This window comes from Acinetobacter sp. YH01010 (genome assembly GCF_013420775.1).
Taxonomy (GTDB): Bacteria; Pseudomonadota; Gammaproteobacteria; order Pseudomonadales; family Moraxellaceae; genus Acinetobacter; species Acinetobacter amyesii.
The window spans coordinates 83260-97900 of sequence record NZ_VOYF01000009.1; the positions used below are offsets into that span (position 1 = coordinate 83260).

Sequence of the window (14641 nt, forward strand, 5' to 3'; positions counted from 1 at the left end):
AAATACCCTAATCTGGATTAGGGTATTTTTTCGATCAGTTGCAAAATTGATTCTGCTTAAACAGAATCTTTAGACCGAATTAATAGGTCACACGGACATAATCACGATATTCAGGTTTCCAGAAATTCGCTTCAATCGCATGTTCTAGTACTTCAACGCTGACATTTGGTGCAACACCATCAGCAATCGCTGCCAATGCCACTTTCAAAGCGATTTTCTTCGAAATATCCTGTAAATAATCCAAACTTGGCAATAAATCGGCATTTGGATCTGCCAATTTTGGTGAACAGTCTGCCAACGCCGTACTCGATGCCATCAGCATATTTTCCGTCACACGTTTCGCCCCAGATGCAATCACACCGAGACCAATCCCCGGGAAAATATAGGAGTTATTACACTGTGAAATCTGATGAATCTTGCCATGATAATTCACTGGTGCAAATGGACTGCCAGTCGCAATCAGGGCCTTACCTTTGGTCCACTCGATAATATCTGCTGGCACCGCTTCGACACGCGATGTTGGATTAGACAGTGGCAACACAATAGGCTGTTCACAATTCGCAGCCATCGTTTCAATGACCTCTTGGCTAAACAGTCCCGGTTGTCCCGAAACGCCAATCAGTACCGTAGGTTTGGCATTTTTCACCACATCCAACAGTGAAATCATAGATTCAGCATCAGCCCAATGTGCAACATTGTCTGTAGATTGGGCAAGTTTACGTTGGAAATCTAAAAGATTCGGCTGATTTTCAGTAATTAAACCAAAGCGATCGACCATAAACACCCGCGCACGCGCTTGAGCATCGGTTAAACCTTCCGCCACCATTTGCTTGATGATCTGCTCTGCAATCCCGCAACCTGCTGAACCTGCACCTAAGAATGTGACGATTTGATCTTTGAGCTGCTTGCCTGCTGCACGTGATGCCGCAATTAAACTTCCGACAGACACCGCTGCTGTTCCTTGAATATCATCATTAAAGCAGCAAATTTTATCGCGATATTTTTCCAATAAAGGCATCGCATTTTTTTGTGCAAAGTCTTCAAATTGAATCAGCGCTTTTGGCCAACGTTGTTGAATGGCTTTAATCACGTCATCGACAAATTGATAATATTCTTCACCGCTGATACGAGGCTGACTCCAACCCATATAAATCGGGTCATTCAACAGCTGTTGGTTATTGGTTCCGACATCTAAAGTAATCGGCAATGTATAGGCTGGACTGATCCCACCACACGCGGTGTACAGTGACAACTTACCAATCGGAATCCCCATCCCCCCAATGCCTTGGTCACCAAGTCCAAGAATACGTTCACCGTCCGTAATAACGATCACTTTCACGTTCTTTTTATTCACGTTATGAATAATTTGGTCAATATGATCACGGTCAGGATATGAAATAAAAATCCCACGATGACGACGATAAATGTCCGAGAAGCGCTGACAAGCCTCCCCCACTGTTGGTGTATAGATGATCGGCATCATCTCACTGAGGTGGTTTTCAATTAAGTGATAGAACAATGTTTCATTGGTATCTTGAATATTGCGCAGGTAAATATGCTTATTGATATCACTATTAAATGCACAATATTGCTGATAAGAACGTTGACTTTGTTCTTCAATGCTTTCTGTAACGTGTGGAATTAAACCGTGTAAATTAAAGCTCTTACGTTCATCTTCATTAAACGCAGAACCTTTATTTAAAAGTGGGAGTTCTAAAAGTGTATTTCCGGCATAAGGAATATATAAAGGTCGTTTCGTTTTCAAATTTTCACTGGGCATTATTTAACTCGTTTAATTAATCTTTTGTTTCGCACTGAAAAAAGCGAAATGCACAAAAGTGACTATCTCGTTATTTGTTATAGCCTATCCTGATTCGAGTGGTTTGGGGCATTTAGTAAATTGATAATAGTTTTAGTTAGATTTTATAATCTGATAACTCGATCATGCATCCAATCATCGCAACGCCTATTTGGGCTTAAACGTATACGACTTTTAGCGAATCTCAGAAAATAGCAAAAATAATTAATGATTAAATTTCAATCAATTAAATAAGTTCAATACAAAGCCCTAAATTTGGTAGGTCTTTGGTAGGTGTGAATTTAAAACATCCCTCGCAATACTCAGTTTAGGTGAGTATCACCCATAACAAATGACAATGAATGGTAGAAGGAATCGCACCATGGCTTTTAAAAATATTGCAGATCAAACAAACGGTTTTTACATCCCTTGTGTTTCACTTTTTGGCCCCGGCTGTGCTAAAGAAATTGGTGCAAAGGCACAAAATCTTGGCGCAAAAAAAGCGCTTATCGTGACCGATGCCGGTCTTTACAAATTTGGTGTGGCAGACACCATTGCCGCATATTTAACTGAAGCTGGCGTAGAAAGTCACATCTTCCCGGGCGCAGAACCCAACCCAACTGACACCAACGTGCATAGCGGTGTAGATGCCTATAATGACAATGGCTGTGATTTTATTGTCTCTCTCGGTGGCGGCTCTTCTCATGACTGTGCCAAAGGCATTGGCTTAGTCACTGCGGGTGGTGGTCATATTCGTGACTATGAAGGCATCGATAAAAGTACAGTCCCAATGACTCCACTCATTGCGATTAATACCACCGCAGGTACGGCATCAGAAATGACCCGTTTCTGTATCATTACCAATACTGACACCCACGTTAAAATGGCGATTGTCGATTGGCGTTGTACCCCTCTTATCGCCATTGATGACCCGAAGCTGATGATTGCGAAACCTGCGGCGCTCACTGCAGCAACCGGTATGGATGCATTAACGCATGCGGTCGAAGCTTATGTGTCTACAGCAGCCAATCCCATTACCGATGCTTGTGCTGAAAAGGCCATTGCAATGATCAGTGAATGGCTCAGCCCTGCCGTAGCCAATGGCGAAAACCTAGAAGCACGTGATGCGATGAGCTATGCACAGTACTTAGCAGGAATGGCATTTAACAATGCATCTTTAGGTTATGTCCACGCGATGGCCCACCAACTCGGCGGCTTCTACAACTTGCCACATGGCGTATGTAATGCCGTGCTGTTACCACATGTTTGCGAATTCAACCTGATCGCCTGCCCTGACCGCTATGCACGTATCGCGCAGCTCATGGGTGTGCCAACCGATGGTTTAACGGTGACTGAAGCGGCTTATGCAGCGATTGCAGCAATCCGTGAACTGTCTGCTTCGATTGGCATTCCATCGAGCCTTTCTGAACTTGGTGTGAAAGAACAAGACCTCAGCATCATGTCTGAAAATGCGCAAAAAGATGCCTGCATGCTAACCAATCCACGTAAAGCGAATCATGCTCAAGTGGTTGATATTTTCAAGGCAGCGCTTAAAGCCAATGCTTCTGTCGTCGACTTCAAAGCAGCAGTTTAAGTTAAGTCCAAAAGGTCTTCATGTTTAAGTGACCTAAGTGCCTACATTACCCTTTGAGTTTAGTGATGTAGGCTCAACTGAATCCATTTCACGTTTTATTTCAGGAAAGCGACTATAGATTGGTCGCTTTCATACTGAGGTCACTCTTTTTTTAGTTCGTAAATCAGCATCGATTATTCATTTGACAAAAGCTCATGGCTCATCAAGGATAAAGCATAATGTCCAATAATATTGATGAGTATAATAATGAGCCATTCACCAATTCAGTATCAGCCTGACATTTTGGGCGCAGGCTATGAACAAGCCACGCTGACCTTCCCGGATGATTATGAAGGCCCTGTGGTTGCCACACTGGTTCGCAAAAAAGCAGCGGCCCCCACCTCCAAAGCGGTGCTCTATATCCATGGCTTTATCGATTATTTTTTCCAAACCGAAATGGCGGGACGCTTCAATCAGCACGGTTTCGACTTTTACGCACTAGATTTAAGAAAGTATGGACGATCAATTCTACCGCATCAAAAATATTATAATGTGCATGCACTGTCTGAATACGATGCTGAAATAGATCAGGCCCTAACGATCATTGCTGATGAAGGTCATGATGCCTTGCTGCTCTGTGGTCATTCTACCGGTGGCTTAACCACCACTTTGTATGCAGCCCATCATCCAAATCATCCTTTAATTCAAGCCCTTTGGGTCAATAGCCCATTTTATGATTTCAACATGAATCCAGTGAAACGCGCACTGGGTATTCCACAGCTGAGTAAATTGGCAAAAACCTTTCCCAATTTAAAATTCCCAAGTGAACTGAATAAGTGGTACACCGCCAGCTTACACCGCGAACTCAAGGGTGAATGGGACTTCAATTTAGACTGGAAAAAGACCCGCTATCCAATGGTGTATTTAAGTTTCGTGCGGACAATTTATGAGGCTCAAAAAGAGATTCATCGAGGTATCAGCCTAGATGTACCGGTCTTGGTCATGCACTCGCATCAAACTAAAAATCCCAAAAAATGGGGTAAAGCAGCGCAGACCAGTGATGTGATTTTAGGTGTAAAAGATATCCAAAAATATGCCAAGAAAATTCAGGGCGATGTCACCATTCAAAGCATACACAATGGCTTGCATGATTTAGTGCTTTCGGAAAAAACCGCGCGTGAACAAGTCTATACCCAGCTCTTTCAATGGCTGGCCAATAAAGGTTTTTAACAGCCCGAATGACATTGCAACTTACTGTTTTAATTTCAACAAGGTCTGATGTACGGGATGCGATCTCGGCATCAGCTCGATCAGGCGTTCAACCGCATCAATAGCTTCAGGAAAACGCGCGACATGCTTGAGCAGAACATCTGTTTCTTTGGCATTAAAAATCGCTTGGCTCAATCGTGACTCAAGACAATCACGCCATGCCCCTAAAAAAGGACTTTCGGTTTTGGCCAAGAAAACCCCTGAACACAGTTTTAACGCCGAATCGAGATAACCTGCATCTAAGGCTTGCTCGGCTTGCAAAAAATCGGCTTCGACTTGCGCCAATAAACGATAGGGTCTTGAGCCTAACATGCCGCCCAAAATATCGCGTAGCTGCGACATTTCCGCTTTTAAAGTCCCAACACTCACCTTGCGTTCACCATATAAGGCTTGATGCAATGTATCTAAGGTCATGCCTTGTGGACATAGCGCCAAGATGGTTAAAATTTCAATTTGCCGTGGGGTCAGCACCATCACTTTGCCATTAAATAACACTTGCGGCACTGCAAAGGCCCGAATGTACAAATGCTGTTTTTGAAAATCGAGCAAAGCCGATTGAATAATCGAAGCGCAGCGTTCAGCCGCAAGTAGCCCTAAACTATTGTGGTTTTTCCACACGGTGGATAAATCAACCACGCCCAAAATTTGCTGCGTGTGTGGATCGATAATTGGTGCTGCATAGCAGACCCATTCATGTACAGACGGCATATAATGTTCATTTGAAAACACACAACTCGACTGTTGGGTTTTTAGAGACAACGCTAAAGCATTGGTTCCGACCAATTCTTCGCGCCATTGCCCACCTGCAATAAAATGCACACTTTCCGCAGCACTTTGCATTTGCCGACTCGACGCACTCCAAATAATCGTGCTACCCACATCACCCACGGCAAGTACCATCGACGACTGTTCGGCAATGTGTTTTAAATCTTCGGCACAATGTTGCAACGCATGATGCAATGCCGACTGTTGTTGACTTTGAGGGCTTAAATTTACCAAAGGCGCAGCACTCCGATTTTCCGGAATTTCCGCCTGCGCCGATCGCTGCCAAGAACTCGCAATGCTCTCATTCAATTGCGAAGTTTGCTGCTTTGACAGACTCATGCCCTGCCTTAACCGTTCGACATTCTGTCGTTTTTCAGATAAATCCTTCTGTATCATCATTCATTATTCTCACAACAATTCATGACTAAAAATCCGTTTCCTGGCTTTTGTTTTTAAGACTGAAAAAAAATATTGTAAACCTTCTTGTCTCCAACCTTTTTCCAACCTTATACAGGCTATGCTAATCAAATAATGTACAAAAGTACCTTATACCAAAGCTGTAGATTGCCACAGATGGGCAGCCCAACAAGATCATAATAAACAAGCAAAGGAAAATTCATATGCGTTATGTCGATCCTAATCAACCCGGTTCAAAAGTTCAGTTTAAAGCTCAGTATGAAAACCTGATTGGTGGCCAATGGGTCGCGCCAGTGAAAGGTGAATACTTTGAAAATATCTCCCCTGTAGACGGTAAAGTTTTTACCAAAGTGCCACGTTCTTCTGCTGAAGATATTGAATTGGCTTTGGATGCAGCGCATAAAGCCAAAGCCCAATGGAACGCCTCTTCCCCAACCACACGCTCAAATATTTTATTAAAAATTGCCGATCGACTTGAAGAAAACCTAGAGCTCCTTGCGGTCGCAGAAACCTGGGACAACGGTAAACCGATTCGTGAAACCTTAGCCGCTGATATTCCACTTTGTATCGATCACTTCCGTTATTTTGCCGGCTGTATCCGTGCCCAAGAAGGCGGCATTTCTGAAATTGATGAAAATACTATTGCTTACCATTTCCATGAACCACTTGGTGTGGTCGGTCAAATTATTCCGTGGAATTTCCCAATCTTGATGGCGGCTTGGAAACTTGCTCCAGCATTGGCTGCGGGAAACTGCATCGTGTTGAAACCTGCGGAGCAAACGCCTGTCAGCATCTTGGTCTTGGCTGAACTCATTCAAGACCTACTCCCACCGGGCGTGCTGAATATTGTGAATGGTTATGGTGTTGAAGTCGGTCGTCCATTGGCGACTAATCCACGTATTGCCAAAATTGCTTTCACCGGTTCAACCGCTGTGGGACAAATGATCATGCAATATGCGACTGAAAATATCATTCCTGTGACTTTAGAACTTGGTGGAAAATCACCAAATATCTTCTTTGAAGACATCATGGACAAAGATGATGAGTTCTTAGATAAAACACTCGAAGGTTTTGCCATGTTTGCGCTCAACCAAGGTGAAATTTGTACATGTCCTTCACGTGCATTGGTACAAGAAAGCATTGCAGATCGATTCTTGGAAATGGCTGTCGAACGTGTCAAACGTATTAAGACGGGTCATCCACTCGATACCGATACCATGATTGGTGCACAAGCATCTCAAGAGCAGCAAGATAAAATCTTGGGCTGTATCGCTACAGGTAAAAATGAAGGTGCACAGCTCATTACTGGTGGTGACCCACGAAATGAAGTCGGTACAGGTTTCTATATTGAGCCAACGATTTTTAAAGGCACCAATGACATGAAGATTTTCCAAGAAGAAATCTTCGGCCCTGTGCTTTCAGTAGCAACCTTTAAAGACTTTGATGATGCCATTAAAATTGCCAATGACACGATTTATGGTCTAGGTGCAGGGGTTTGGTCGCGTTCAGCGCATACTTCATATCGTGCGGGTCGTGCTATTCAGGCAGGTCGTGTATGGACCAACTGTTATCATATCTACCCTGCACACGCAGCATTCGGTGGCTACAAAAAATCAGGGATCGGCCGGGAAAACCACAAAATGATGCTTGATCATTATCAACAAACCAAAAACTTGTTGGTGAGCTATGACACCAAACCAATGGGCTTCTTCTAAGCAGCGTTGAACAATACATGAGATAAAAAGCGAACTTCGGTTCGCTTTTTTGTTAGAAGCCTCTTCAATGAATTCATTAAAATTTCTTTTAAAAAGCTGCAAATTTTCTTATGCTTGCTAAACAAATAACTTTATTAATTAAAAATATTTAAATAGCTATGAAATATTGTGTCTCCTGTGGAGAAAAAGCATTAGTACAACATCACTTTTGTAGTGCCTGTGGTCATTCATTTGGTGATCAAGTGTCAGACAAACCTAAGCAAGCACGTTATCCCGCATTTGTGCCCAACCAAGATGATATTTCGACCTATGAACATCATCTCAAATACTTAAACAAATTAAGCTCTTTCCAAAGCAAAGTATTCTATCTTTTCTTCTTTGGTGCTTTCGCGGTCATGTTTTTTACTTTCACAAGTGTATTTTCAGGTTGGGCGTCTGTTTCCAAAGCATTTGAATCTATATGGCTATTTCCTTTTTGTATCATCAGTTGTATTGCCATAAAATTTACAAGTTTGGACTATTGGCTTGCTAAACAAATTTATGGTCGAAATTATCGTTATAAAGACAATGGATTAAGACTCGTTTACCAAGAGCTACCAAGCGCTAAAAATCATAAAGATGAATTTATCTGTATCTTTTGCGGCAATAAACGATTCTTTCGTAAAGGTATTTATGCAAGCGATTCATGCACCGTAAATTGCACCAAATGTCAGCATTATTTATATACGGAATAAAGCTTAAGTTTTTTAAGTTAGTACCCCCAAAAATAAGACTCAATACAAATGAAAGCTGAGTAAAAGTAGATGTAAGTAAGACAATCAGCCATGATCCATTCTATAATTCCACTTACATCTACAATGACTTCTGCATTCCCGCCCTAAAACTGGTGCTTATATTCAGTAGCATTCACTCAAGTATTCGTCCAATTAGGCTGATCGTGATGAAGCCTGTAAAGCCGCCTCAACAAAATGTAAATGATCAACACCCCAATATAACTCATCATCGACAAACCAACTTGGCGCCCCAAACACACCACGTGCAATGGCTTCTTCGGTCACCACTTTAAGCTCAGACTTTACTTTTTCATCTTCAAGCCATGATTTAACCTGCGCTACCTCCAATCCAAGCTCCTGCATCAATTGAATTAATTCATTGAGATCATTTAAATTGCGTGGCTGACCAAACATTGCGTTAAAAATACCCATCAGTACATTGAGAAATACTTCAGGCTGAAATAATTGGACTGCGGTTATCAAACGCATCAACTGCAAAGTATTGATCGGAAAATACGGATTCATCTGTACGGGTATCTGCCATAACTTTCCCCAACGTTGAAGATCAATCATGGAATAACGTGCCTTCGCAGGTACCGCCATTGGGCTACTATTGCCTGTGGCTTTAAACACTCCACCGAGTAGCATTGGCTTCCAAATCAGCTCGGCTTGATACTGCTGCGCAATCTGTTGAATACGGTGAAATCCAATGTAGCTATATGGGCTGCCGACATCAAAATAAAATTCAATGACTTTCATTTTTTTCGTCCTTTTTTTGCTTATTTTCCTAACTGATGTTACGCACGTAAAAGTAACATCGTATTTTTTTAAATGATTTTTAAGCCGATTTGACGGAGTCTTACATCCAGGGTTTAAATAAAGGGATTAGCCTTCGGCTGGAGGTACTTTTGTTTCGGCAAAAGTACCCAAAACCATTGTCATCCGCAAAACTCGTTCACTAGCGTCTAATTATTCAAAGTATCGCAAAAACATTTTTGAATAGATGTAGTCCTGTCTCAAACACTTGCGGATGACCTTACCGCGTATCGTTCTTTCATTTGAATCAAATTACGCTTACCAGCGTTCCATCCACGGTCGCAGATCTAATTCATGCGTCCATGCATCTCGTGGTTGCTGTGAGAGATGCCAATAATTTTCTGCAATATGTACGGGATTTAAAATACCATCTTGCGCTTTTTTTGCGTACAAATCGGGAAAAGTCTCTTTAATAAAGTCGGTATCAATCGCCCCATCAACCACCACATGCGCCACATGAATATTTCTAGGCCCAAGTTCACGCGCCATGCTTTGTGCCAAGGCACGAAGCGCATGTTTTGCGCCAGCAAAAGCGGCAAAGCCTGCGGCACCACGAACCCCAGCCGTCGCACCCGTAAAAATAATTGTGCCAGATTCACGGCTCACCATGCGCTTCGCCACTTCCCGACCCGTTAAAAATGCCGAGAAACATGCCATTTCCCAAATCTTGAAATATTTACGTGCGGTTTCTTCCAAAATACTACATGGCACATTGGCACCAATATTAAAGACCATGACCTCAATCGGGCCAATGTTTGATTCGATATGCTCGATGAGTTCAATCACTTGCTCTTCTTTTCGAGCATCAGAACCAAAGCCAAAAGCAGTCCCTCCCTGTGTTTGAATTTCAGCAATTAAAGGCTTTAATTTGTCTGCATTTCGTCGTGTCATACAAGCAATATAACCCTCCCGGGCAAAACGTTTGGCTATTTTCTCCTGCACCAATGATCAATGCCACACCTTTGGCAGGCTGAGATATATGATTATTTTCCATAACAATCCCCTCGTGCTGGATAGTTTTTTTATTCCATGTGCGATCAATTTTATTGAATAACGATCGTTACTATAACGAATACTATGTTATGGTTAATTTATCGTCAATCTTATTTTCAAGGGGGTTGCAGATGCGCTACAAACCCGAATACAAACAAAAAAAACGCCAAGAACTTTTAACCATCAGCGGACAAATTGCGAAAAAAGACGGCTTTGCCGCAACAGGTGTGGATGGATTCATGAAAGCCGCCGGCGTCACCAGTGGCGCCTTTTACTCACATTTTTCGTCTAAACAAGAGCTACTTAAAGCCTTAATTGAACATGAGTTACAACACAGTTTTGATATGTGGCAAAACAATCCACATGATAATGCGCAAGATTGGATTGAATTTGAGCTTGACCGCTATTTAACCCCTTCCCACCTTGAACATCCTGAACAAGGCTGTGTTTTGCCGACACTTGCGACCGAAGTAGCTCGTGCAGATGACACGATTAAACAGGCCTATGAAAAGGAATTACTGCGCGGTCAGGCTTTATTTAGTCAGCATCTCGGTAGCGAAGAACATGCTTGGGCCATCATCTGCCAACTTGCCGGTGCCATTTTAATTGCGCGTGCAGCCGCAGATCCACATTTGCAAAAAACTATTTTAAACGCCAATAAGATGATGATTCGGCAATATTTAGAGAGCCATGTGGCTGCATCAACGTGATTGATTTTTATGTGACAGTTCATGGAGTTAAAGACCGACAGTTTTCCGACAAACTGTTCATCTCTTTCATTTGAATTATTTAAAATCTGTATAAGCTTACCCATTTTTATGCTTTTCAAGTGTTTAAAGATTCAGCATAAATGGCACAATTCAAATAAAGTCCTCTTTTCAAGGTTCTGACGACTGTGTATAACAATGAGCCATTAAAGGAAAATGATAAGCATAGGCAAAGAACGCAAAAAAACGTTAGACTATGCAACAATCAATGCAAGTAAATGTCATTCGAGACAAAAAAAAGGTGAAGATTGATGCCGCTCAATACTGTTGAAGAGCTCGTAGCTGATATTCGTGCAGGAAAAATGGTCATCCTAATGGATGATGAAGATCGTGAAAATGAAGGCGACCTTGTTATCGCTGCGACCCACGTACGCCCTGAAGATATCAACTTCATGATTACGCATGCGCGTGGTCTTGTATGCTTAACCTTAAGTAAAGAGCGTTGCCAGCAGTTAAATTTACCTTTAATGGTCGATGCAAACGGTGCACAGCACGGTACAAACTTCACATTGTCGATTGAAGCAGCAAATGGCATTTCAACAGGTATTTCTCCTGCTGAACGTGCGCACACCATTCAAACAGCGGTGGCTGCACATGCTAAACCGGCTGACATCGTACAGCCAGGCCATATTTTCCCGCTGATGGCGCAGCCTGGTGGTGTCCTTCACCGTGCCGGTCATACTGAAGCCGGTTGTGACTTATCTCGTTTAGCTGGCCTAGAACCCGCATCTGTGATTTGTGAAATCATCAATGAAGACGGCACTATGGCACGTCGCCCAGACCTTGAAGTGTTTGCTGAAAAGCATGGCTTAAAAATGGGGACGATTGCGGACTTAATTCACTACCGCATGACCAATGAGCAAACCGTTGAGCGCATTGATCAACAAACTTTAGATACTGAATATGGTACTTTTGAATTGTTCCGTTACCGTGAAATTGGTAACCCAGACATTCATTTAGCACTGGTTAAAGGCGAACCGAAACAAGGCGTAACCACAGTCCGTGTACACGGTTTCAATCCAGTTCGCGACTTACTAAAACTGAATAAACAAGATGGCGCTCCGGCGTGGAATCTCGATAAAGCACTCAAAGAAATCGCATCCAGCGATCGTGGTGTTTTAGTGTGGATTGGTCAGCGTCATTTACAGGACTTAGGTCCTGCTTTAGAAAATTTAACTGCACCGAAAAATGTTAAATCCAATGCGGCACTGTCTCAGCAGTATCAAACCATTGGTGTGGGTGCACAAATTTTACGTGATTTAGGCGTGGAAAAAATGAAGCTACTCAGCTCTCCACTACGCTTTAATGCACTATCAGGTTTTAACTTAGAAGTGGTGGAATACATCACCGCAAATCAAACATCAGAGAAATAATCGAGGTTGCTATGGCAGTTCGCCGTATTGAAGGTATGTTACATCTCGCGAACGAAGACCGTTATGCGATTTTAGTTGGTCGTTTTAATAGCTTTGTTGTTGAACATTTGCTAGAAGGTGCCGTTGATACATTGAAACGTCATGGCGTATCAGAGGATAATATCACTGTTGTTCATGCACCGGGTGCTTGGGAACTTCCTGTGGTTGCAAAAAAACTTGCAGCTTCAGATCGTTTCGATGCCATCATCGCGCTTGGCGCAGTGATTCGTGGTAGCACGCCTCACTTCGATTTTGTTGCTGGCGAATGTGCCAAAGGTTTAGGCGTTGTTGGTCTAGACACTGGCTTACCAGTAATTAATGGTGTATTGACTACGGATAGTATTGAACAAGCGATTGAACGCTCAGGTACAAAAGCAGGCAATAAAGGTAGTGAAGCTGCCTTGACTGCTATTGAAATGGTTAACTTGTTAAAGGCTATTTAACGCTATGTCGCAAACACTTCAAGCAACTTATGCAGCAAAACGTAAAGCACGTCGCTTTGCTGTACAAGGAATTTATGAATGGCAAATGAGCCACAATCCTGTCCATGAGATTGAAGCACGTACACGTGTGGATAATGCCATGCACAAGGTCGACCTCGGCTATTACCACGAGTTATTGACCGAGGTTGTTGCCAATCATGAAGCATTGGATGCGCTTTTAATCCCTGTACTCGATCGTGAAGTAGACGCTTTAGATGGTGTTGAACTTGCAACACTTCGTCTTGGTGCATATGAACTCAAAGAACATCTTGAGATTCCATATCGCGTCGTGTTAGATGAAGCGATCGAGTTAGCTAAACATTTTGGCGGTGCAGACAGCCACAAATACATCAATGGTGTATTGGATCGTTTAGCGACTACATTGCGTGCAGCAGAAAAACAACAAGCTAATTAATTTTTTAAGTAGTACGTTGTATGGCTGAGTTCTCGATCATTGATACCTATTTTAATCGTCAGAATATCAATTCTGTCGATTTAGGGGTCGGTGATGACTCAGCCTTGCTCACCCCTCCTCCACAGCAACAATTGGTCATCTGTGCCGATACACTGGTTGCTGGGCGTCACTTTCCCCTCGACACAAACCCACATGCCATCGGCTGGAAATCTGTTGCCGTCAATCTCTCTGACATTGCTGCAATGGGTGCCAAACCACACAGTATTTTATTGGCATTGAGCCTACCCCAAATTGATCATGACTGGCTCAAAGGCTTTAGTCAGGGTTTATATGATTGTTGCGATCAATTTGGTGTGAGTTTAATTGGTGGTGATACCACACAAAGTCCTCATCTGACGATTTCAGTCACAGCCCTTGGCTGGGTAGAATCAGGACAAGCTGTCCCACGTTCAGGTGCCCAAATCGGTGATTATATCTGCGTCAGCGGACAAGTCGGTGATGCTGCATTTGGCTTAAACCATTTAGGTCATCGCTTACAGCGCCGTTTAGATTATCCCACACCACGTTGCTTACTGGGGCAACAGCTCAAAGGCTTAGCCAACAGTATGATTGATGTCTCTGATGGGCTCGCACAAGATTTAGGACATATCCTCGCTGCTTCACACGTCGGTGCAGAAATTGATTTAGATCAACTTCCTATCGATCACGATGTAAAACAATTACAACAAGAAAAGCAGTGGCAATACGCCCTCGCGGGTGGAGATGACTATGAGTTATGCTTTACAATAAGTCCGCAGAATTATAAAAAACTTCTGCAACTAAAATTAGATGTAAACATTAGTAAAATCGGTCAAATCACCCCTAATTTGGGAATCCGTTATAACAACCACGGTGTTGACCAAGTTATAAAATTTAAGGGATACCAGCATTTTGCATAAGCCAGCCATTAACTTTAAATCCATGTCTTGGTTTAACCGAGTCATCGCCTTTTGTGGCGTGGGATTTGGTTCGGGTCTTGCACCCAAAGCACCGGGCACCTTTGGCTCTGCTTTTGCTTTGTTGTTTATTCCAGGTTGGCTTGCAATCGGCTTTTTCAACTCCATTATAGTCATGATCATCATGTCGATTATTGGGATCTATATTTGTGGTCAAACCGCCAAAGTCATGGGTGTTCATGACGATGGCCGCATCGTATGGGATGAATTTGCCGGTCAGTCCATTACCTTCCTCCCGATTTTATATCTTGGGCAAATGAGCTGGACTTGGGCATTGATTGGTTTTGCTTTATTCCGTTTATTTGATGTCTGGAAACCGTGGCCTATTTGTGTCATTGACCGTCAAGTCGGTGGTGGCTTTGGCATCATGTTTGACGACATCATTGCGGGTCTTTGGGCCGCGCTTTGCATCTGTATTTATTTTTATATTGTGTCTATGTAATAGAAACAC

Annotated in this window: 13 protein-coding genes and 1 pseudogene; 10 read left to right on the forward strand and 4 right to left on the reverse strand. The window is 42.8% G+C overall.

The genetic code is table 11. The features are described from left to right. Positions 1 to 79: 79 nt before the first annotated feature. Complete coding sequence (locus FTT77_RS09880) at positions 80 to 1780, reverse strand: NAD-dependent malic enzyme (RefSeq protein ID WP_180109293.1); 1701 nt, start codon at positions 1778 to 1780, stop codon at positions 80 to 82. A gap of 400 nt (positions 1781 to 2180) precedes the next feature. Between FTT77_RS09880 and FTT77_RS09885 the strand changes: the two genes are divergently transcribed. Then, entirely contained in the window at positions 2181 to 3392 is a 1212-nt protein-coding gene (locus FTT77_RS09885; protein ID WP_078191526.1) for an iron-containing alcohol dehydrogenase, read from the forward strand. A 246-nt stretch (positions 3393 to 3638) separates the two neighbouring features. Then, on the forward strand, positions 3639 to 4601 hold the full coding sequence (locus tag FTT77_RS09890) for an alpha/beta hydrolase (RefSeq protein ID WP_180109292.1): 963 nt from the start codon (positions 3639 to 3641) through the stop codon (positions 4599 to 4601). A 21-nt stretch (positions 4602 to 4622) separates the two neighbouring features. Here FTT77_RS09890 and FTT77_RS09895 read toward each other — a convergent pair whose 3' ends face one another. Continuing rightward, positions 4623 to 5804 carry a transcriptional regulator gene (locus tag FTT77_RS09895; protein WP_078191528.1) on the reverse strand — a complete coding sequence of 394 codons (1182 nt, stop codon included), beginning with the start codon at positions 5802 to 5804 and terminating at the stop codon, positions 4623 to 4625. 221 nt (positions 5805 to 6025) lie between these two features. Between FTT77_RS09895 and FTT77_RS09900 the strand changes: the two genes are divergently transcribed. Both FTT77_RS09900 and FTT77_RS09905 read left to right on the forward strand, forming a co-directional pair. Beyond that, the gene (locus FTT77_RS09900; RefSeq protein ID WP_168378853.1) at positions 6026 to 7537 is read left to right on the forward strand and encodes an aldehyde dehydrogenase family protein; all 1512 of its coding nucleotides are present in this window, start codon (positions 6026 to 6028) and stop codon (positions 7535 to 7537) included. 242 nt (positions 7538 to 7779) lie between these two features. Continuing rightward, positions 7780 to 8271: a hypothetical protein gene (locus FTT77_RS09905; protein WP_180024783.1), complete on the forward strand. Its 492-nt coding sequence runs from the start codon at positions 7780 to 7782 to the stop codon at positions 8269 to 8271. A 192-nt stretch (positions 8272 to 8463) separates the two neighbouring features. Here the strand turns inward: FTT77_RS09905 and FTT77_RS09910 are convergent, their stop codons facing one another. Together FTT77_RS09910 and FTT77_RS09915 are read right to left on the reverse strand one after the other, a co-directional pair. Further along, a complete protein-coding gene (locus tag FTT77_RS09910) occupies positions 8464 to 9069 on the reverse strand; it encodes a 2-hydroxychromene-2-carboxylate isomerase (RefSeq protein WP_180109291.1) in 606 nt (201 codons plus the stop codon). Between the two features lie 315 nt (positions 9070 to 9384). Then, positions 9385 to 10120, reverse strand: a pseudogene (locus FTT77_RS09915) (SDR family oxidoreductase). Positions 10121 to 10250: 130 nt separating this feature from the next. Between FTT77_RS09915 and FTT77_RS09920 the strand changes: the two are divergent. From FTT77_RS09920 to FTT77_RS09945, 6 genes are all read left to right on the forward strand, one after another. Further along, a complete protein-coding gene (locus tag FTT77_RS09920) occupies positions 10251 to 10829 on the forward strand; it encodes a TetR/AcrR family transcriptional regulator (RefSeq protein WP_180109290.1) in 579 nt (192 codons plus the stop codon). 308 nt (positions 10830 to 11137) lie between these two features. Then, a complete protein-coding gene (gene ribBA, locus FTT77_RS09925) occupies positions 11138 to 12259 on the forward strand; it encodes a bifunctional 3,4-dihydroxy-2-butanone-4-phosphate synthase/GTP cyclohydrolase II (RefSeq protein ID WP_111885508.1) in 1122 nt (373 codons plus the stop codon). Between the two features lie 11 nt (positions 12260 to 12270). Beyond that, the gene (gene ribE / locus FTT77_RS09930; protein ID WP_067765591.1) at positions 12271 to 12741 is read left to right on the forward strand and encodes a 6,7-dimethyl-8-ribityllumazine synthase; all 471 of its coding nucleotides are present in this window, start codon (positions 12271 to 12273) and stop codon (positions 12739 to 12741) included. Between the two features lie 4 nt (positions 12742 to 12745). Further along, positions 12746 to 13195, forward strand: coding sequence for a transcription antitermination factor NusB (nusB, locus tag FTT77_RS09935; protein WP_180109289.1), 450 nt, complete (start codon positions 12746 to 12748; stop codon positions 13193 to 13195). Between the two features lie 20 nt (positions 13196 to 13215). Then, positions 13216 to 14133 carry a thiamine-phosphate kinase gene (gene thiL, locus FTT77_RS09940; protein ID WP_180109288.1) on the forward strand — a complete coding sequence of 306 codons (918 nt, stop codon included), beginning with the start codon at positions 13216 to 13218 and terminating at the stop codon, positions 14131 to 14133. Between the two features lie 22 nt (positions 14134 to 14155). Then, complete coding sequence (locus FTT77_RS09945; protein WP_180109316.1) at positions 14156 to 14632, forward strand: phosphatidylglycerophosphatase A; 477 nt, start codon at positions 14156 to 14158, stop codon at positions 14630 to 14632. Positions 14633 to 14641 lie beyond the last annotated feature (9 nt).

Coding starts and splice junctions, on each gene's coding strand:
- nusB (WP_180109289.1), top strand. CDS start 12,746: ATGTCGCAAACACTTCAAGCAACTTATGCAGCAAAACGTAAAGCACGT.
- ribE (WP_067765591.1), top strand. CDS start 12,271: ATGGCAGTTCGCCGTATTGAAGGTATGTTACATCTCGCGAACGAAGAC.
- FTT77_RS09895 (WP_078191528.1), bottom strand. CDS start 5,804: ATGATGATACAGAAGGATTTATCTGAAAAACGACAGAATGTCGAACGG.
- FTT77_RS09880 (WP_180109293.1), bottom strand. CDS start 1,780: ATGCCCAGTGAAAATTTGAAAACGAAACGACCTTTATATATTCCTTAT.
- FTT77_RS09910 (WP_180109291.1), bottom strand. CDS start 9,069: ATGAAAGTCATTGAATTTTATTTTGATGTCGGCAGCCCATATAGCTAC.
- FTT77_RS09900 (WP_168378853.1), top strand. CDS start 6,026: ATGCGTTATGTCGATCCTAATCAACCCGGTTCAAAAGTTCAGTTTAAA.
- FTT77_RS09890 (WP_180109292.1), top strand. CDS start 3,639: ATGAGCCATTCACCAATTCAGTATCAGCCTGACATTTTGGGCGCAGGC.
- FTT77_RS09920 (WP_180109290.1), top strand. CDS start 10,251: ATGCGCTACAAACCCGAATACAAACAAAAAAAACGCCAAGAACTTTTA.
- FTT77_RS09885 (WP_078191526.1), top strand. CDS start 2,181: ATGGCTTTTAAAAATATTGCAGATCAAACAAACGGTTTTTACATCCCT.
- ribBA (WP_111885508.1), top strand. CDS start 11,138: ATGCCGCTCAATACTGTTGAAGAGCTCGTAGCTGATATTCGTGCAGGA.
- thiL (WP_180109288.1), top strand. CDS start 13,216: ATGGCTGAGTTCTCGATCATTGATACCTATTTTAATCGTCAGAATATC.
- FTT77_RS09945 (WP_180109316.1), top strand. CDS start 14,156: ATGTCTTGGTTTAACCGAGTCATCGCCTTTTGTGGCGTGGGATTTGGT.